We start from the raw sequence: 18,815 nt of genomic DNA, 5'->3' as shown, positions 1-18,815 counted from the left end.
CAACGCGCTCTTTAATTCAAAAAAAGGTCGAAGATCCATGAAGGTTCAACAGATCAAACAAAGCGTCAACCTGCAGAATCTCGAAGACTGGGGACAGGTGGGTCTGCCCGGCACGACGCCGATCCGGGTATCCGGCGTGCAGCGCGTGATTGGCGGCAGCGAAGCGGTCGACACAGGTATTTTCGAATGCACGGCCGGGACGTATCGCCGCGCGATCAAGCAGGCGGAGGTCATGCACTTCCTGGCCGGCCGCGGGCGCTTCACGCCTGATAACGAGGACACGGTCCACTTTTCGACCGGCGACACGCTGTTCTTCGAAGCGAATACCGAGGGCCTGTGGGAAGTCGACGAGGCCATGCGCAAGGTGTATGTGATTTTCTAGGCGCACCTCGCGGGACGTCGGCGAGCAGGCACAAGTCCCTTCACTGCGCCGTCGACGGGCGCCTTGACCTGCCGAGCATCCGTAACGTCCGTTTCAACGGCCGCATCTTCGGGAAGACCGGCTGTGCTGCCATTGCCTTCAGGCGATCGACACGGCGAGCATCGAGCACCAGCTTTTCGCTATCTGCTGCCAGGCGGCGGCCCGCCGCTTCGCCAAGCCGGCTGCTCGCGCCCGCAATGACGATGACTTTTCCTGCAATGTTTTCCGGCATAGCGCCCGCCTTTGCAAATGGCGGGATTGATGGACAGGGATGAGGCTTACTTGCCGACGCGCCGGGTATCGGTCGCCCCGCACAGCGATGGTCGAGAGCGCTAATTCAATCGCCCGCAGGTTATCGGCTGTCGATTCGAGGTTGCCCGCACGGACGTTTTCTTCCAGACGATGAAGCTTGGTCGTGCCGGGGATCGGCGCGATCCATGGCTTCTGCGCGAGCAGCCATGCAAGCGCGACTTGCGCCGGCGTCGCAATCAACCCGGCCGCGATATTCTTCAGCGCATCGACTACGCCCCGATTGGCTTAGCGGTTTTCTTCTGAAAAAAGCGCCACGACATTGCAGCACGGTAGTTCGCTGATCCGCCTGATTGAAGGTCTTTCGATTCCACGCGCAACCTTCAGGTCGATTCCGAACGGCAGAAAAATTCTCGACACGTGCTCATACCTGCGCCCTCAACGTCTATGCGGGCCGCATCGTCGACGATCCTGCGGTCCCGGTAGAGCGACCGGCGCTGGCCGAACCAGGCCGGCCATGCGGTTGAGACGACGTTCAACTGGAACGATCACCGAACGCAGTGACCTGCTCGCGGGTTCTCAGACACGCCTCCGGCCTCCTGAACGATCTGAAGATCGCCTCGTAGGCGCCATCCGCCGCCGCGCAGCGACGACCGTCTTCTCGATTACAGCCGCGCGGCGAAGGGCGGCTTAGTCTTCGTGCCATCGGCGCCGACGCTGGAGGCGCTGGCGGATCGCAACCGCAGCTTTCGGTCAGTCGGTCGCGCAAGCGGCGTGAATGCCGGGCCTAGGGTTAACCGATTCGAAACCCGGTGCCAAAATACATACAGTGGTTGCATGCTAGTCCGCTTTAGACGCCGAAGCTTTTCGACGTTCAGCGCGGTGTTTCCCGAGTGCCACGAATCGCGCAACGACCTTGCGCGGAACTACAACAAGTGCCAGCCATGCTCGACAAACGGAGATAAAAAGATGGAAATCCGCGACCCTTCCCCCGGCCTCTACAACGAAGACCTTGCGCCCGCCAGGGTCCGCAACTGGGGCGCCTTCAGCATCTTCAACGTCTGGACGTCGGACGTGCACAGTCTCTGGGGCTACTACCTCGCCGCGAGCCTGTTCCTGCTGTGCGGCAGCTTCACTAACTTCCTCCTGGCGATCGGCCTGAGTTCGCTCGTCATCTTCGCGCTGATGAACCTGATCGGCTTCGCGGGGGAAAAAACCGGCGTCCCGTATCCGGTGCTCGCGCGTGCGTCGTTCGGCGTGTGGGGCGCGAATCTCGCGGCGCTCGTGCGCGCGATCGTCGCGTGCTTCTGGTACGGCGCGCAGACGGCGACGGCATCGGGCGCGCTGGTCGCGCTGCTGATCCGCAACGACAGCATGATGGCGTTCCACAAGGGTACGCACTTCGCCGGCCACTCGGGGCTGGAGGTCATCTGCTACGTGATCATCTGGGCGCTGCAGTTGCTTATCATCCAGAAGGGCATGGAGACGGTACGCAAATTCCAGGACTGGGCGGGACCCGCGGTTTGGATCGCGATGCTGATTCTCGCGATCGGCCTTTGCATCAAGGCCGGCGGTTTTTCGTTCTACCACGGCATTCCGATGCCCGTGCTTCTGGAGAAGACGAAAGACGCCGGCATCAGTGGCACGCCCGGTTCGTTCTGGGCGCTGATGGCCGTCGGCGCGACGTGGATCACTTACTTCGCGGCGCTGTATCTCAACTTCTGCGACTTCTCGCGCTACGCGAAAAACCGCGATGCCGTGAAAAAAGGCAATCTGTGGGGCCTTCCGGTCAATCTGATTGCGTTCTCACTGGTCGCGGGCATCACGACCATTGCGGCCTTCAAAGTGTACGGGGAGGTGCTGCTGCATCCCGAGCAGATTTCCGCCAAGTTCGACAGTTGGCTTCTCGCGCTGATTGCGGCACTGGCGTTCGCGGTCGCGACGCTCGGCATCAACGTGGTCGCGAATTTCGTATCGGCGGCGTTCGACATTTCCAACACGTTCCCGAAAGCGATCAGCTTCAAGAAGGGCGGCTACATCGCGGCGGCCATCGCGCTCGTGCTGTATCCGTTCGCGCCGTGGGAAGGCAATGCCGCGCACTTCGTCAACGCGATCGGCGCGACGATGGGGCCGCTCCTCGGGATCATCCTCGTGGATTACTACCTCGTCGCGAAGGGCAACATCAACGTCGCGGCGCTTTACCAGGAGTACGGCGAGTACCGCTACGAAGGCGGCTGGAACGTCAACGCGCTGACGGCCGTCGTGGTGGGCAGCGTGTTCTCGACGTTCCTGCCTAACTTTACGAACCTGCTTCCCGTCTGGTGGAATACCTATGGGTGGTTCTTCGGCGTTGTGATCGGCGGCGGCATGTATCTGATCATGGCGACGCTGCGGCCGCGCAAGGCAGTGGCGCCAGCGCGGGTTTGAGGGTTCGCGCGTCGCGGTGGCGAGTTTGCGGAGAGGGGGTTTTTGACGCGTTGACGACAAAAAAAATTTCCCTTACTGTCGAAACCGTTGAAGGTAGCGCTCCTCTCTCCCAGAGGATATCGGGTTGGCGTGCCCGTCCAGCAAAAGGTGATCGCGATGAGCGACAACCCTGTTGGGCCGGCGAACACGTCTTCGGCCCAGACAAGCGACGGTGTGGCACCCCTGACCGTCATCAGGAACGCCCGTGTTCTGACGATGGATCCCGCGTGTCCGCACTACCCGCGCGCGGATATCGTCATCCATCAAGGCCGGATTCGCGAGATCGCGCCAGACGCGTCATTGAGCATCGACGATCCGCACGTCGTGATCGACGGTGCTGGACAGCTCGTCATGCCGGGTTTGATCAACGCGCATTTTCACTCGCCGACCAACTTTCTTAAGGGCGCGCTGGACAGCCTGCCTTTGGAACTCTTCATGCTTTACGAAGTGCCGTCGACGCCTGACGCGGCAGTTTCCTCGCGCGTGGCCTATGTGCGTACGCAAGTCGGCGCTGCGGAAATGCTCAAGCTCGGCGTCACGTCGGTCCAGGACGATGCGTTCTTCCTGCCGTCGCCGAGCCACGCTGAAATCGATGCGGTGATGTGCGCTTACCGCGATATCGGCATGCGGGCGACTGTGGCGCTCGATCAGCCCAACCTCCCCGAAATCGCGAAGCTGCCGTTTCTGGGCGATCTCGTCCCCGACGAACTCCGGGCGCGGCTCGCAGCACCGGCGCCCATGCAGACCGACGATCTGCTGAGTCACTATCGCTATCTGATCGATACGTGGCACAAGTCGAGCCATGGGCGCTTGCGCGCCGCCGTGTCGTGTTCGGCGCCGCAGCGGGTAAGCGTCGACTATTTGCAGGCGCTGAACGCGATCAGCCTTGCCTACGATCTGCCGTTCTACATCCACATGCTGGAGACCCGCCTTCAACGCGTGTTCGGCGAAGTGTGTCTGAACGGCCGCTCGTTGATCCGCTACGTGGACGACCTCGCTCTCCTGTCCGAGCGTATGAACGTGATTCACGCCGTGTGGATCGACGACGACGACATCGCTCGACTGGCTCGCGCCGGGGCACAAGTGATTCATAACCCGATCAGCAATCTGCGGCTCGGTAGCGGCATCATGCCTTTCAGGCGGCTCGCGCAGGCGGGCGTTCCGATCGCGCTCGGCTCCGACGAAATCATCGCGGACGACGCCGTCAACCTGTGGTCGGTGATGAAGACCGCTGCGCTGGTCCATACCATCGGCGATCCCGATCCCGACCGTTGGCCGGTCGCGAATGAAATCCTTCGCTGCATGTTCGAGGGCGGCGCGACGGCGATGCGTCAGGAGCACCAGCTTGGGCGCATCGCTCCAGGGTTCCAGGCTGATCTCATCATGCTCGATCTGGATACCCTGCCATTTACCCCGCTCAACGATATCGCGCGCCAACTCGTGTACGCGGATGCAAGCCGCGCAATTGTCATGACGATGGTCGCCGGTCATGTGGTGATGCGTGACGGCAAACTGCTGACCATCGACGAGCCCGCCCTGCGACAGGAAGCGCGCGCCATCATGGACGCCGCCGCCGGTCAGCGAGACACCCTCATGCGCGATGCCGCCGAATGGCTGCCGCACTATCGCGCCATGTACGAGAAGTCGCTCGCTATCGACGTCCGCATGAACCGCTGGGTCGGCGACGCCGATCCGACGCGCCGCTAACACTTCGTTTCCGCAGCTTCGCAGTTTCCACCACGCTCTATTGCCAGGGGTACACCGCATGTCGAATCGACTCAATCAAAAGCGCGCCGCTCGCGTCGCCCTTTCCGCATTCGCTATCCTCGCCGCTGCTCAAAGCGCTCACGCCGACGACAAAACGATTCGAGTGATTTGCAACAACTGGTCCGGTTTCGCGCCGGTATTCGTGGCAAACGAATTGGGCTATTTCAAGAAGTTGGGACTCAAGGTTTCCGTCAAGTTCGACGATGAGCAGGCCGATGCGCTCGCGGGCATCGCTCACGGCGATATCGAAGTAGACATGCGCACGGTCGACGATTATCAACGGCGTCCGCGCAGTCCGTCGACGCCCGGCGTGATGATCGGAACCATCGACGAGTCCAATGGCGGCGACGGCGTCGTCGCGGATGGCTCGATCAAATCGGTGAGCGACCTCAAGGGCAAGGTCGTCGCGATGGAGACGGACATTCCTGCCTATCTGCTGCTGCAACTCGAACTGAGCAAATCGGGGATGAGCTACAAGGACATGACGATCAAGCAGACGGCCGGCTCCGATGCATTGTCCGTATTTTCAGATACCAGCGTAGCGGCGATCGGGACGTTCCAGCCGTTCATGAACAAGGCGGTCACGCTCGACGCGAAGCGCGGCGCTCATATTCTGGTTTCGTCCGCGAACTATCCCGGCACGATCGTGGACGCGATCATCGTCAACCAGTCGAAGCTGAAAGCGGACCCCGCCGCGTACAAGAACTTCCTGATCGGTGTGTACAAGGCGATCGACTATTACAAGGCAAAGCCGGCCGATTTCGTTCATCTCGCCGCGCCTCATTTCAACTTGAGCGACAAGGAATTTCAAGCGAGCATTGACGGCAGCCTCAGCTACACATCGCTCGACACCGCGAAGCACTATCTCGGCGCGACGCAACAGCCTGGCTCCATCTACAAGACCTTCGACACGCTGATGCAGTTGAACCTGGCTAATGGCGCATCGGATCACACGCTGACGGCGGCGAATTCGTTCGATAGCTCGGCCCTCCAATCCATTTCGGCAGCCGATCTCAAGTGACCCGTCCGCTTCTCGCAGCCTTCGTCTTTCGCGGCAGCATCAGCCGCCGGGCCAATGTCGCAATTGGCCTTGGCGCCAGCTTCGCTGTTCTGCTGGCGTGGCAAATGGCGTCATGGAGCGGATGGCTCGATCCGGCGTTCCTGCCATCCCCCGTCGAGATCGGGCAAAGCCTTTGGATCATGACGCTCGAAGGCCAGATTGTCGGTAACGCGCTGGTCTCGATCGGACGGATTCTCGCGGCGTTTGCCCTATCTGCTGCGATGGCGATTCCGATCGGGCTGATGATGAGCAGTTACCGTCCAGTGAACGCAGCGCTCGAACCCATCGTTGACTTTATCCGCTATCTGCCGACGCCCGCCCTCGTGCCGGTCAGCATCATATGGTTTGGGGTCGGCGAGGAGACGAAGATTTTTCTGCTGTGGCTGGGCACCTTCTTTCAACTCGTCTTGCTGGTGGTGGAAGACGCTAACCGTGTGCCAAACGAGTATGTGGAGATTGCGCGCACGCTCGGCGCGCGTCCATTTCAGATTCTCGTCGATATCGCGTGGCGATCCATGCTTCCCAATCTCGTCGACAATCTTCGCATTACGCTCGGATGGTGCTGGACTTATCTGATCATCGCGGAGATCGTCGCGTCCGACAGCGGCCTCGGTTTCGTGATCTGGAATGCGCGCCGTTACATGCAGACAGACCGCGTCATGGCCGGCGTTTTCGTCATTGGCCTGATCGGGCTCGCAAGCGACCAACTGATCCGCGCGCTACACCGGCGTGTGTTTGCCTACCTGAAGAGCGCTAACTGATGAACGTCCGAACTACCCATTATCTTGTCTTCGACGGCGTCACGAAGCGTTTCGGCGGATTGCCGGTCGTCGACACGCCGTTTCATCTGACTGTCCCGCGCAACCAGTTTGTCGTATTTCTCGGCCCTTCCGGCTGTGGAAAAACCACGCTGATGCGCATGTCCGGCGGTCTCGACACACCTAGCACGGGCGAGATCCGGCTTGAAGGCGAACCGGTCGGCGAACCGGATCAGCGGCGCGCAATGGTGTTTCAGTCCTACTCTTCGTTTCCGTGGCTGACAGTCGGAGAAAACGTCGCATTCGGCATGCGTTACCGGCCTGATCTCGCGAAGGAGGAAAAGCGCCGCCGCACGGATCATTACCTTCGCCTCGTCGGTCTGCAGGAATTTTCGGGCACTTACCCGAACCGTTTGTCGGGTGGAATGCGCCAACGCGTCGCCATTGCGCGCACGCTAGCTGCGGGCTCGGAAGTTTTGCTGATGGACGAACCTTTTGGCGCACTCGACGCGCAGCGGCGCGAGCAGCTTCAGGTCGAATTGCGGCGCATTCAGAGCGAAGAGTCGCGCACGGTTATCTTCGTCACGCACGATGTCGAGGAGGCCGTGTTCCTTGCCGACAGGATCATCATATTTTCACGACGCCCGGCGAGGATCATCGAGGACATCGATGTCACGTCTCATCTCGGTGCTACCCGCACGCTTGCGCTCAGAGATAGCGAAATGTTTTTCCGTATGAAGACGAGGATCGTCCAGACAGTTCGAGAGATGGAGGTCATCGCTTAGGTTAGGGTTATCGGACGCGATGCATGGGTCCCGTGTCCGGACATGATCTCGTTGGCCAGTGGGCGTGAGGAAGTCCGCCCTTCCCGCGCTTTTGTCACACGTCGATCGCGCCGATCTGACCGTTTAACTCGAAGTCAGGGTGCCGGCTTCCGGCGGAAATGCGCTCCGCGCGCTATAGCTCGCCAAACACCGCGAACTAAGAACAAGACATACGACGTACGATAAATCTTACATCGCAAGCTTTCCCCGATACGCGATTACCGAACAGTCCCGTGATCGGCCCTGGTCACCCTAGGTACCATACTGATTGACAATGGCAGAACACGTGCTCAGAATTCCTTACGAATCATGTTGTACGACGTCGTTTAAGTAGAGCGAACATACTGGTCGCTCTGTATATCGTCTGATCAAACTACAAGAGCGCCGAAAGGGCGCATGGAGACAGGCAGCATGACGAAACATGGAAATATTCGTACCGATATCGTCTCTCCCGCACGTCGTGCGTTCATGGCGGTCGCCGGCACTGCGGCGGGAGCGAGCGCGTTCGGCGGAATCGGCTTGTTGGCTGGATGCGGCAGCAGTTCCGACAGCCCCTCGTCAACACCCGTCGCCGTCCAGGACCCGATCTGGGGCACGTCCGGTATCGCGACGCAGATCATCGCGTCGCTCAAGGGCGTCGCGCAGACCATGTTCCCGGCGCGAGACTTCACAGTGACGGATTTCGGCGCGCAGCAGTGCGCCGTGATCGCCGCCACCAGCCCGTACACCGACGCCACCAAATCGCCGCTGTCCACCGGTGCCGATCAAACCAACGCGGCGAACGCATTCGACTCGCGCCCCGCCTTCCTCGCGGCCATCGCTGCGTGCAACGCGGCGGGCGGCGGCCGAGTTGTCGTGCCGGCGGGCAACTGGTATTGCGCCGGACCCATCGTGCTGTTGAGCCAGGTGAACTTTCATCTCGCGGCGAACTGCACGATCTATTTCAGCCCGAACCCGGCGGACTACTCGAAAGACGGCCCGATCGACTGCGGCGCCAACGGCAAGCTTTACTACAGCCGCTGGCAATCGAACGACTGCCTGAACTACGGCACGCCCGTCTATGCGCGCAACCAGACCAACATCGCGCTCACCGGCGAAGGCGACACCTCGGTCCTGAACGGCCAGGCGATGACACCGTTCGCCGGCAGCGGCAACACGAGCACCTGCTGGTGGACGTTCAAGGGCAACAGCGGCGCCTATGGATTCGCTGGGTCGTCGACGCCGTCGCAAGCCTACCTCAACCCGAGCAACGTCGATCTGCGCATCGTCGCGCCCGGCATCTCGGACGCGCTTTACGCACAGCTCACCGCGCCCGCCACGCCCTGGCAACAGGACCAGAACTATCTGCCCGCGCTCTCGGAAGCAGGCGTGGCGATCGAGAAGCGAATCTTCGGCAACGGCCACTACCTGCGCCCGTGCATGGTGGAATTCATCGGCTGCACGAATGTCCTGATGGAAAGCTACCGGACCAACAACACGCCGTTCTGGCAGCATCATCCGACCGACTGCAAGAACGTCGTTATCCGTAGCGTCACGGTAGACAGCATCGGACCGAACAACGACGGCTTCGACCCGGACGCCTGCGACATCGTGCTGTGCGAAAAGATGGTGTTCAACACCGGCGACGACTGCATCGCCATCAAATCGGGCAAGGATCTCGACACGCAATACGGACCGGCGCAAAACCACGTGATCCAGGACTGCACGATGAACAGCGGGCATGGCGGCATCACGCTCGGCAGCGAAATGGGCGGTGGCGTGCAGGGTATCTATGCGCGCAATCTGTCGATGCTCAACACGTTCTGGGCGACCAATTCGCTGAACATTGCGATTCGAATCAAGACAAACATGAACCGGGGCGGCTTCGTAAAGGATTTTTATATCGACAACGTCACGCTGCCCAACGGCGTGAGCCTCACCGGCGCGGGATACGGGAGCAGCTTTCTGGCAGGCAGCCCGATCAACGGTACGGTGCCGGTGGGCGTGGCGACGGCGACCGCCGCAAATCCGTCCGCCTCGCAAGGCGGTATCGTCACGTTCGACTGCGACTATCAGCCCGCGAAGGACGCCATCCGCACGCGCCCCGCGCTGGTCCAGAACGTCAACATTTCCAACGTAAAGGCGAGCAACGTCACCCTGAACGGCATAACCGCATCGTGCTTTCAGGCGATCGTCGCGCAGGGCCCGGTCGCATTTGACTACAACGGCCCCGCGCCCACACCGACCATTCCGGCCATCACCGGCGTGACCATCACGGACTGCGACTTCGGTGCGCCCGCCGCCGTGGGACCGGCAACATCCACAACGCCGGGCCCGACCTACGCGTACAACGTCCACGACATCGTGCTCAAGAATACGATCATCGCCGGACAAACTTTAAACAAGACGCTGGTTGACGCGCGCTAAGCGTTGAGTCGACGAGAGACCGGGTGCGCCCGCGCCGAGGAACTGTATGAGCTTCGACGCGGGCGGCGTCAGAGGAATTTTCGAACCAAGTCCCAAAATGGGTTGCTCCATAGCAGAGCGATAACAATGGATAACCACAGATCGCGTCGAAGCGACCGTTGCGCATTCTGACATTGGAACGCCTCGTGTTCCACAGGGCAAGCTTACAGGGGAGATGACGGCCGCATCACGTATTTTCGACGTGCGTCAATTTTTGCATGAGCAATTAACGCATGTCTCCGTTCATCTACCATCTTTCCATCCGCCGAAGTGAAGCGCTTCGCTGTCCGTCACTTTTTCTGTCTTGTCGATCAGGCGCTTAGATTGGGCAGCGGAATTGCTATTTCGGGCAACAAGATGCAAGTCGTCGTGCCAGATGTTGGATTTCTTTTCGCTCGGTCTAGCTTGCACACGACCGCGCAAACGGGACTCTGGCGGGCCGCTTTCGTCCGCCATCAAGACAATGATACTCGCGACGAAAATCGGTTCTTGCGAACGTAGTTGAAGAGGCCAATCTTATCCATCGGTGGCACTTTCAATCTCAGACGACCAGGTCAATTTCCGTTGGACCAATGATCGCCGCGCCGACGATTCCGTTACCAGCGAGGATGACCCGATAAGCGCACCGGCGTGGCGCGGCGCGTAGATAGGCGCGCGCGGAAAGATCGTCGTCGACTAATAAGATTGTTGTCATCGCGTTCGATTGACGCGCTTCTCGCGCACCGCTCTGTGGTCCGCCGTTGGACAACTGCCACCTATCGCGCGATCGCAGGGTCAGCACTCGATGGGCTCTACGTGCATCGCGGGAACGACGCTACGCTCTATGCCGCAGACGTGTCCTCGTTTGGTGCGTCGGATTCGCATTTCCTCAGTGTGCCTTCCTATGAGAATACGACCGGAACCGTCCGCACTTGACATTTCGGCAGCCGAAGTTCCGCTACCTCCGCGAGATTTCGGCGCGACACGTCAAATGCTTAGGGTTGCGTTGGTTACGTCAATTGTGACCCCCCTGCTCTTTCTAATCGCCTACGGCTACTTCGGGTACCAAAATCGCCTTTCCGACTCCTCTGAAACAATCGACCGACTTGCGCGCGTTGCGGAAGAGCAATCGGTCAAAGTCCTAGACATTAATCACGAATTGGCACTGCATTTGATGTCCGTCCTCGGCAACGACGGGGATCACCAGATTCGCGCGCGGCAAGAGGAACTCCATCGCCTTTTTCCCCGAAACGGTACATTGCCTGCCTACGATTGCGGCCATCGCGCTATTCGGTAAGAAGGGTAATCTGCTGGTCAGCAGCAGTACCTATCCCACCGGGGTTTTGTCCTTACGCGCCCATCCCGAGTTTCGCTCTGCGCGAGTGGGCGATGGAAACGCCATTACAGTGTCACTGCCGGACGCAACCCTGAAACAGGCCTCGACGTGTTCAGCACGAGTACACCGCGCTATGACTCAAACGGGCGCTTCCTTGGCATCCTATATATCTCTTTGCGCCGCGACACTTTCCTGTCGTTTTACCATAGACTCACATCGCACGACCGAACGCTGACGCTTGGGTTATTCAGGGAAGACGCCTCGGTTCTGGCCCGCTCGCCATCTCCAATGGCCCGTCGAGCCCCAACGACCAACTTGCCCCTGCTCGACGCGACCCGAGCAAACAATCGAGACGGCCGCATAAAGATTAACTCAACGCTAGACGACGAGGAAAAGCTTCTGGCCTATCGCAAGGTCGGCTCCTACCCGCTTTACGTGACCGCCGGCATTCCCGTCTCCACCGTAACTTATCGATGGATAAAGCGCGCGGCCGTGCTGGGCGCACCCGCTTCCGCAATCGTTCTTCAAGTGACTGCAACCGAGTCAGTGCCTCGGGCGCAAATCAAACCTGCCAATTCATCTGCGCTGCGCCCGCGACTTCTTGAGTTCAGCGCGTAGTTGGTCGGCAGACAACGCTCGCCCAGGCTCGTCGCGGAGCGCCCGCGCGGCCGGAACGACTTTTTCGCGCAGCCACGCTTTAACGGCCCGGCTCCTTCACGAAGCGCTCGCAGTGCGTCCCGAAGCACTTCGCTGTCGGATGCGTAGTCGCCGCGCGCCACTTTCTCGCGGACGAACTCCGCCATTTCATTAGGTAGCGTAATGCTCATCTGCTGCGTAGTACGCATCGCCGGCCTCCTTTTGGATAGGATTTAATCCTACTCTGCGGTGCCGAACAACGGTACACCAAAACTTACAAACAATATGGACACCTTTAGTTATATCAAGTTATTTGGTTGCTCGGTCACAAAGTAGGTTCAGTGAAGTCGCCTAACGCCCGCATATGGGGATGCCGCGTTGCACGCGCGCGCCGGCGCGTCGAGAACTGGCGATGAGACGGGCCGCGAGGGGTTGGGCGAATGGTTACGCCCTGTGCCTCCTGAGACTTCAAGAACCTCTACAGTCACCTAACACTTCACCGCGGGCGTCGTTTCGGCGGACGACCGCGACTGCATCCCCGTTTTCCAGGGCTCCGCGAAGCGCCCGTCATAGCACCGGGGCACCTAAAAAGAACCCCGAAGGGCGGACCCGTGGGGCGGGGCCTTAGAAGCCCATCCCTATGGGGTTGGGGATGGGTTGCGCGAGAGGTGTGCACTTCCACGATAGGATCCGATTGGAGCCTGGGGAAGTGCTTAAGCGCCGGGATAACCATTAGAAGAGAGAGGCGACGAAGGCTTCAATTCAATGTCGCGACCGACTAACTCGATAGACGACAAGACCCGTCGAATAGATGAAAAAAACCGGCCCGATGAGCGGGTTGAGCAAGTTTTTGCGCCGGGTGACCACGCAAACCGGGAGACAGCCAGCATTGTGGGGAGTACTGCACATGCAAATTTCCGGAAAAACGATCATTTTTCGGCTTTATCGGGCATTTGCTTCTCAGCCCGCTCCGCTACACTGGTTCATGGTGAGTGCATCGCACCGGATGGAAGGAGCAAAACGCAACACCCTGAACCCACCGGCTTAAGGACAGATCTGCACCGATTGCAGTGTGTTTCGAAGTAGCCTCGCCGTACCGGAGAGTCTGCAATATCGAAGTCGCTGTATGGAAGTCGCTGTAGTTGAATCGTAGTCAGCATTACGCGGTGCCCACGCAAGCCCAGGCCTGAGTCCATCAGTCGGGGCCTTCGCCTTTTTTTTAACATCGGCCCATATGGGCAACGTACGCAACAACCGATTCGCTACCGTTCGCGCGTCAATCGCAGTTTGCGTAGAAAAGCAGAAACGACCGAGGACGTGAAGTTTGTGAACATCGGCGGTGACCGGGGAGGGCTGACATCCCTCAATAGTGCGGTACGGGCTGCTCGAGACCGACGTCGATGGGCCTTCGAAAGGCATTCATATTGTCAAGGTAGACAGCTGTGTTCACCGAGCCATCGTGAGGCGGCGTATGCGATATCAGATTGGCGATGCCCTCAAGCTTACGCAGTTGCTCCTGTCTGGTTTCACCGAATTACCCCAGCCCGCCGTAGAGGAGGGTTTGAACCGCTACCTTTGGCGGCATGCGCGCTTCGGTTACGCGGAGCAACTTGTGGATGCAATAGACGACGTGCGGTTGGGACTAGCCGGCAACTTTCTTTATCATAAAAGGAGCGGCCTCATCTTTGCGCACACGGATTATGGCTTCCATCAGCTATTGCTCGTTCACCTCGCTGCGCTGCATAAAACCGATTTCTGCCGCGAATACGTTAAATGGAACCTGTGTCAGTTTCAATATGCAGACCCGATGAGACAGTTTGCGGATGAGGAACGAGATGTGATTTGATTTGGCTGCTGCTGCGGCACGCAATGCGAGCGTGCTAAAGTCCATGAGAGGAGGATATCTGGCCATTTGAAGGACCCGCAAATCTCTTCGGGGCGTAGTGCCTCGTTACATACGGATCCGTGGACCTCATCCAGACTGATGTCGTCATGACGCCTGTCGTAAAGCTGAGTCGTGCGCGTCGAAGCGTGATCCGCCATCGCCGCGGAGTTCTCGAGCGTGCCTCCATTCTTTAGATACGCAGTAATGCCGGTCGCGCGGAACGTGTGGTTGCTGATCGCCGTGCCAATGCCGGCCGCGAGCGCACGCCGGCGCACCATCGCATACGCGCTTCCCTGCGGTAAGGGCTGCGGGCTATGCTGCGCGGTGCCGCGCGCAATCTTTCAATCTTTTGCATTCAATTTTTTTAAAGCGATTCGTGGCTGCTGCGCATTTACGAACGCCCGCGCGATGACGCCCTCGCCCACCCCGCCTCACCGTCGAATTTAACGCGCAGACCGCCAGGTTAGGTGCATTTTCGTTGGTGTCGGCAAATCCAAATTGAGCGCGCAGCTCCTCTTTCAAGTCCCTCCAACGGGGGCTTATTTGTGTGTGCAGTGAAAGTCTGTTTCCGGGCATTAGGCGGAAGAAGGCCACAGAGCGCTAGAACAAATATTGACACCCTCGAATCAAAGCCTATATTGCTATTGCATGTCTTTGGGGACATGCAGATGCGAAGCGACTTACCCCGGTGGGCGCTCCGCCGGGGGTCTTTTTCCGTCCTTGCAGCATCGACCTTTGATCTCGCATGCGGATTCTAGTCGTGAGACCTCGCGAGTTCGGCTTTCGTTCGCCATCCAGCGAAAGCACGGCGATTGCGCTCTACCCCGTCCAGACACACGAGGTTAGAACTTCCCATACTCCGTTCAGGTGTGGCGCACGTTTCTCTCCGGGCCACGGGACATTGATATGACGCCGTGCCGCACGCGCCAAAGCGGGAAGAAGACGACATGTCTCAACGCTATGCCGGGTTCGAAATAGTCGTCTCGGTGTCCGAGACTGGGTCAGACCAGTACTGCGGAACGGTCGAGATTTCGAAAAATGGAACCATAGTTCGTCGGGAACCCGACACCATATTGGACCGCAAAAGAGGCGCGAGACCGCACTGAACCTATGGGGCATCCACTCGTCGACGCGCTAGTTGCACGGGCTCGCATCAAAATGGACGGTCCGGGGTCCGATTCGCGTGGTTGAAATTGCAGCCCGTCGCGACTAGAACTTGAAACTCACATTCACGCTTGGGCCGCTAAAGCGCAGCGTTTGTATGAGTTGATCACCGGATCCAAAAAATGCGAGATAGCGATAGAGGAGGCCGAAGTCGACGTGCTTCGTTGAATACCCAAGCCCTGTCAGTGCCTGCCACGTGAACTTAGAGGTCCCCGTGCCGACGTCGAGATAGAACGGAATGTACCAGGCGCCATTTTGAGTAAGCGCCGCACGTCCTCGCAATCCTGCAAAACCATCAAAAATGTTTTGCCTTTGCGCAACATGGAAGTCCGAGGTTACCCCTTGCCCTGATCCGACCGTCGCGCTGATCGCAGCGTCGAGTGTCCCACTCACGCCGAGATACCGCATTCCGGCGACCGCATCGACGTTGCCCCATGTCTGCGATACCAGCGTGCGACTGCCACCCAGTTGGACTAGCGTTCCGGCAAACGTCGTCTGTGCATCTTGCTGCGATTCACGCGCGCCAAAAAAGCCGTCTGTCGCATTGACGGCGCTTCCGTGACGACCGAAGTTGAGATAGATGGCGTCGGCAAAAATGCGCCACTCGCCCTTATGTGCTTCCCCTTGCAGCATCAAGGCAAATTTAAGGTTTTGCAGATAATTGTACGGGCCGCTCGATGCATCGGCGCCGCCGCCGGGCACGGTAAAGCGAAGCGTTCCACTCACCGATGGCAGCCAGAGATAGGGGCCGGCACTGAACTGCCACGGTGTGTCTGCATCGCCCGGAGACGAGTCAGCCGCGAACGCGCAGCTACTCATTACGGCTAGTGTCATTGCAGCGAGGCATTTTTCCCGTCGAGTCATGACGTCCTCATTTTTTGAGCGACACCCACGCCGTTACGTGAACGACGGACGTCCTATCTTGCGCGTCCATCGTGAGCGTCCGCATGCTCGAGACTAAGAAAGCGCCGTCGGGAACGCGGTGCAACAAGTCATGCAAAGACAAGCACTCCAGGCTAAGGCATCGCGCGAAACGCGGTATCGTCAACGCATCTCTCAGTGCGCGTCAGTTGGCGAAGCGCGTGCGACACTGCATCGTCCGGGCAAAGGCACCTCGCACTGCGGATTCGCTTTTCCAGCCTTCAGTTTGCCTAGGAGTTTGCCCCGGTGCTCGCGGCGAAGTAATGGCTTTAATAGAAGTTTCCTTCCTTGAAAGCCATTCTCGCGCCCGCGCCCGACTGGAACGCCGCCTCTCAGATCTCGCGCGGCCGGGCCAGTATCAAAGGACCAGCTTGCTGACCTTGGTCCCCTTGAAGCTAAGGTTGGCCATCAACCCAGAGTTCGTCAAAACAAAACCAACGATCGGCGCGCCGGTCGTTGCCGTGTCGAGGGTGCCGTTCGCGCCCGTCTTTGCCACCGCGACCGAGCCGTCCACTCCGGCGGTCCAGCCGTTGTCGCTGGTACGGAATTTACTGAGCGCATCGTCAGTCATAAACATCAGGATGACCGCTTTAGATTGCGCGCCGATCTGCAATCCGAATGAAGCGGTGCTAGTCTTGTAATAACCAATCGTCGCGCCGCTTGCGCGCAGTGCGCCCTCGCCGTATTCGCCGCCGACCACCAGACCCGCTGCGATCACTGACGGAAAGACGAGAATTGCTTTGGCCTTGCTGCCTTGCGCCTGCGAGCCTGGTGTCGAACCATACAGTTTTTTCAACGCGCCATCGACGCCCGCGTCGATTTCGTGGCGCTTATTGGACGCTTCCGTCGGATCTGACGTGGTGCTGCAAGCAGCCAGCGAACTCGCAAGTGCGACGGCGGTCAGCGAAATGAAATTACGACGATCCATGACATTCCCCTCAATTTAAATTCGGGTGGATTTGGGCTCTTTGCATCGAAGATCGCCACTCGCGTCTTCAGCAACCATCAAAATAGCGTAGACCGATGCGCCGTCTAGAGACAACCGCCGATATCGGTGTTAGCGCCCTCGCCTCCGCGAAAGCCCACCCACGTTTTACTATTACCCGTCCACGACGGCCGCACCAGCGCGGCTGCGCCATTCGGAGGCTGCTGACCGGGAACGTAAACATCCATAGCCTGGTTATTTGCCAAGACGACCTGCGATACGACTTGCTGTTGGGATTTGTCCGCCCATTTCTGAGCGATACACGGTGCGACCGTAGCGACCGCCTGTTGGCTTTCTCCGATCGATTTGGCACTCGGCGGCACGGGTTGGCTTGCGCAGCCTGACAAAGCTGCAGTTGTCGCCGCGAGAAGCAGTAAGAGTTTCATTATTTACCCTCCAGTTAGACTTCACACCTCAAAACGCTCGTACAAGACGATCGGTGCTCGACGTCCCCCACGGGGTTACCGCAGTCCGCGCAGAAAGGGCCGACAAGTATCTCGAGTCGGCGCGCGGCCGGGGATCCGGCGCAATTGGACCAACTTCGTATGGCTAAGTCGATCGCAGCACTTACCGCCATGGTGATCAAGGATATGGGTCATTTGCGGCGTGGCTGGATCCGCAATTCGATGAGTCAGAGCCACGTAGACGGGATTGCGCTCATCGACCCATGCGGCGGTCATAGCCGCGCGAGATGCGTGATAGCAGCGCCGGATCGGGTGCGTCGTGGGCGCCGAACTGCACGCGCACGCTGCCATCGGCTTGCTGGCGGACGCTGGCCGTCACGACGCCGCCATTCAAATTTCCGACGACCGTGCCGCTCGCGGGATCGCGGACGGTGATCGCCAGTCCTTCGTCTTGCATGGCGCCTACCGCCGCGGAGAACGAGCGGTCGAAGCTGGCGGGCGTCATCGTCACCGTGGCCGGGACGGGATAGTAGGCGCAGCCCGACAGCGCGACGAGGATGCCGCACGCAGCGGCGAGCAGGCGGCGCGTCAAGGCGATACCTTCGTCCAGCCGCGGCCGGGATCGAACGAGCGCATCGTCTCTGCGTCTGCCGCGCCGTCAGGCCCGAGATCGCGCTCGTAGACCTGTCCCTCGTGACTCACCATGAAGCTCTTGATGCCGGTGTCGCCGTATCGGACGGGCCATGCGATGACTGCAAAGCCGCCGAAGAGCTTGCCGTCTGCAACGTAATCGTACGCCCCGCCGGGCGCGTGGCGGCCTTGCGAGGTGAGGAGCCTGTAGTGGTAACCGTAGTATCCCGCCTGCTTCGTGCGTTGTCCGCCAGCGGTGGCGAACGCGGCCCCGAGAGGACTTGGCTTATCGTCGGGACGGGTCGGCCAGTAGAGACCGTCCTGCTTGCCGGGCGAACTCGACAGCTTCCTCGCATAAGAGAGGATGCCGCTGCCATCGTGATCGGTTGCGGCATATTCGCGCTGCGCATCGTAGATCGCCAGCATCGTCTGGATGACGGCAAGCTCGTTGCGTCCGATCCGGCGCAAGCGCATTTCTTCGACGCCCGCGGGCGTGTCGAAATGCCAGCCTTTAGCCGATTTCACGAGCGGGACCGGGAGCGTCCAGCCATCGTTGCCGACCGCGATGTCGGCGTGTTCTTCGTCGCTTGCCTGAATCGCGTGAGACTCGTTCCACGCTTGCAGGAACCGGCTCCGGATTTCGGACTTCGCGGGCGGGATGAGGGTTCGAAAGTTCGCGCCGAGCAAGGCCCGCAGGCTGGCTTCGTCGCTATTGGCGACCGCATCGCCGAACGCGTTCATGGCCTCTTTTGGCGATATGAAGGTCTTCTGTGCATACGCGGCGAGCGGCACGCCCAGACACAGCGCTAGCGCAAGCACGACCGATGTGCCGATTGCCAACAGCCGGGCCAGCGGAAATCGCAGTGGTGATTTCATGCTCGTGTC

General features: G+C 59.6%; 17 protein-coding genes and 3 pseudogenes. 9 read left to right on the top strand and 11 right to left on the bottom strand.

The window, feature by feature from the left end; genetic code table 11:
- The first annotated feature begins 37 nt into the window (after nucleotides 1-37).
- Nucleotides 38-382, top strand: coding sequence for a cupin domain-containing protein (locus tag AC3D25_RS17990; RefSeq protein WP_488889826.1), 345 nt, complete (start codon nucleotides 38-40; stop codon nucleotides 380-382).
- Nucleotides 383-422: 40 nt separating this feature from the next.
- Here AC3D25_RS17990 and AC3D25_RS17985 read toward each other — a convergent pair whose 3' ends face one another.
- The gene (locus AC3D25_RS17985; RefSeq protein WP_488890507.1) at nucleotides 423-653 is read right to left on the bottom strand and encodes a hypothetical protein; all 231 of its coding nucleotides are present in this window, start codon (nucleotides 651-653) and stop codon (nucleotides 423-425) included.
- A 50-nt stretch (nucleotides 654-703) separates the two neighbouring features.
- A pseudogene (locus AC3D25_RS17980) lies at nucleotides 704-994 on the bottom strand (aldo/keto reductase); the annotation flags it as partial.
- 645 nt (nucleotides 995-1,639) lie between these two features.
- Between AC3D25_RS17980 and AC3D25_RS17975 the strand changes: the two are divergent.
- The 6 genes from AC3D25_RS17975 (at nucleotide 1,640) to AC3D25_RS17950 (ending at nucleotide 9,951) form a co-directional block, all read left to right on the top strand.
- On the top strand, nucleotides 1,640-3,097 hold the full coding sequence (locus AC3D25_RS17975) for an NCS1 family nucleobase:cation symporter-1 (protein WP_488889825.1): 1,458 nt from the start codon (nucleotides 1,640-1,642) through the stop codon (nucleotides 3,095-3,097).
- Between the two features lie 156 nt (nucleotides 3,098-3,253).
- Nucleotides 3,254-4,843, top strand: coding sequence for an amidohydrolase family protein (locus AC3D25_RS17970; protein WP_488889824.1), 1,590 nt, complete (start codon nucleotides 3,254-3,256; stop codon nucleotides 4,841-4,843).
- 58 nt (nucleotides 4,844-4,901) lie between these two features.
- On the top strand, nucleotides 4,902-5,924 hold the full coding sequence (locus AC3D25_RS17965) for an ABC transporter substrate-binding protein (RefSeq protein WP_488889823.1): 1,023 nt from the start codon (nucleotides 4,902-4,904) through the stop codon (nucleotides 5,922-5,924).
- Nucleotides 5,921-6,724, top strand: a complete 804-nt coding sequence (locus AC3D25_RS17960) for an ABC transporter permease (RefSeq protein WP_488889822.1) — start codon at nucleotides 5,921-5,923, stop codon at nucleotides 6,722-6,724. The genes AC3D25_RS17965 and AC3D25_RS17960 overlap by 4 nt, the downstream gene beginning before the upstream one ends.
- Nucleotides 6,724-7,506: an ABC transporter ATP-binding protein gene (locus AC3D25_RS17955; RefSeq protein ID WP_488889821.1), complete on the top strand. Its 783-nt coding sequence runs from the start codon at nucleotides 6,724-6,726 to the stop codon at nucleotides 7,504-7,506. Before AC3D25_RS17960 ends, AC3D25_RS17955 begins: the two co-directional genes overlap by 1 nt.
- Nucleotides 7,507-7,956: 450 nt before the next feature.
- Nucleotides 7,957-9,951 carry a glycoside hydrolase family 28 protein gene (locus tag AC3D25_RS17950; protein ID WP_488889820.1) on the top strand — a complete coding sequence of 665 codons (1,995 nt, stop codon included), beginning with the start codon at nucleotides 7,957-7,959 and terminating at the stop codon, nucleotides 9,949-9,951.
- A 282-nt stretch (nucleotides 9,952-10,233) separates the two neighbouring features.
- Here AC3D25_RS17950 and AC3D25_RS17945 read toward each other — a convergent pair whose 3' ends face one another.
- Nucleotides 10,234-10,449 carry a hypothetical protein gene (locus AC3D25_RS17945; protein WP_488889819.1) on the bottom strand — a complete coding sequence of 72 codons (216 nt, stop codon included), beginning with the start codon at nucleotides 10,447-10,449 and terminating at the stop codon, nucleotides 10,234-10,236.
- Nucleotides 10,450-10,531: 82 nt separating this feature from the next.
- On the bottom strand, nucleotides 10,532-10,684 hold the full coding sequence (locus tag AC3D25_RS17940; RefSeq protein WP_488889818.1) for a hypothetical protein: 153 nt from the start codon (nucleotides 10,682-10,684) through the stop codon (nucleotides 10,532-10,534).
- Between the two features lie 729 nt (nucleotides 10,685-11,413).
- On the opposite strand from AC3D25_RS17940, the gene AC3D25_RS17935 reads away from it, so the two are divergent.
- Nucleotides 11,414-11,923 (top strand): hypothetical protein, encoded by a 510-nt coding sequence (locus tag AC3D25_RS17935; protein WP_488889817.1) that lies wholly within the window; start codon nucleotides 11,414-11,416, stop codon nucleotides 11,921-11,923.
- On the opposite strand, the pseudogene AC3D25_RS17930 reads toward AC3D25_RS17935, so the two are convergent.
- Nucleotides 11,882-12,150, bottom strand: a pseudogene (locus tag AC3D25_RS17930) (type II toxin-antitoxin system ParD family antitoxin). The gene AC3D25_RS17935 and the pseudogene AC3D25_RS17930 overlap by 42 nt on opposite strands.
- 1,262 nt (nucleotides 12,151-13,412) lie before the next feature.
- Here AC3D25_RS17930 and AC3D25_RS17925 point away from each other — a divergent pair.
- The gene (locus AC3D25_RS17925; protein WP_488889816.1) at nucleotides 13,413-13,787 is read left to right on the top strand and encodes a hypothetical protein; all 375 of its coding nucleotides are present in this window, start codon (nucleotides 13,413-13,415) and stop codon (nucleotides 13,785-13,787) included.
- A gap of 122 nt (nucleotides 13,788-13,909) precedes the next feature.
- On the opposite strand, the pseudogene AC3D25_RS17920 reads toward AC3D25_RS17925, so the two are convergent.
- The 6 genes and pseudogenes from AC3D25_RS17920 to AC3D25_RS17895 form a co-directional block, all read right to left on the bottom strand.
- Nucleotides 13,910-14,164: pseudogene (locus AC3D25_RS17920) on the bottom strand (tyrosine-type recombinase/integrase); the annotation flags it as partial.
- Between the two features lie 871 nt (nucleotides 14,165-15,035).
- Nucleotides 15,036-15,854 carry a hypothetical protein gene (locus tag AC3D25_RS17915; RefSeq protein ID WP_488889815.1) on the bottom strand — a complete coding sequence of 273 codons (819 nt, stop codon included), beginning with the start codon at nucleotides 15,852-15,854 and terminating at the stop codon, nucleotides 15,036-15,038.
- A gap of 415 nt (nucleotides 15,855-16,269) precedes the next feature.
- Nucleotides 16,270-16,839 (bottom strand): BPSL1445 family SYLF domain-containing lipoprotein, encoded by a 570-nt coding sequence (locus AC3D25_RS17910; RefSeq protein ID WP_488889814.1) that lies wholly within the window; start codon nucleotides 16,837-16,839, stop codon nucleotides 16,270-16,272.
- Nucleotides 16,840-16,943: 104 nt separating this feature from the next.
- Nucleotides 16,944-17,282: a hypothetical protein gene (locus AC3D25_RS17905; RefSeq protein ID WP_488889813.1), complete on the bottom strand. Its 339-nt coding sequence runs from the start codon at nucleotides 17,280-17,282 to the stop codon at nucleotides 16,944-16,946.
- A 271-nt stretch (nucleotides 17,283-17,553) separates the two neighbouring features.
- A complete protein-coding gene (locus AC3D25_RS17900; RefSeq protein WP_488889812.1) occupies nucleotides 17,554-17,892 on the bottom strand; it encodes a YajG family lipoprotein in 339 nt (112 codons plus the stop codon).
- Nucleotides 17,889-18,806 (bottom strand): DUF2950 domain-containing protein, encoded by a 918-nt coding sequence (locus AC3D25_RS17895; protein WP_488889811.1) that lies wholly within the window; start codon nucleotides 18,804-18,806, stop codon nucleotides 17,889-17,891. The genes AC3D25_RS17900 and AC3D25_RS17895 overlap by 4 nt, the downstream gene beginning before the upstream one ends.
- Nucleotides 18,807-18,815 lie beyond the last annotated feature (9 nt).

It is taken from the genome of Caballeronia sp. SL1002 (genome assembly GCF_057814995.1).
Note: the sequence above shows the minus strand (reverse complement) of the source record. Positions and strands in the feature narration are given on the sequence as shown.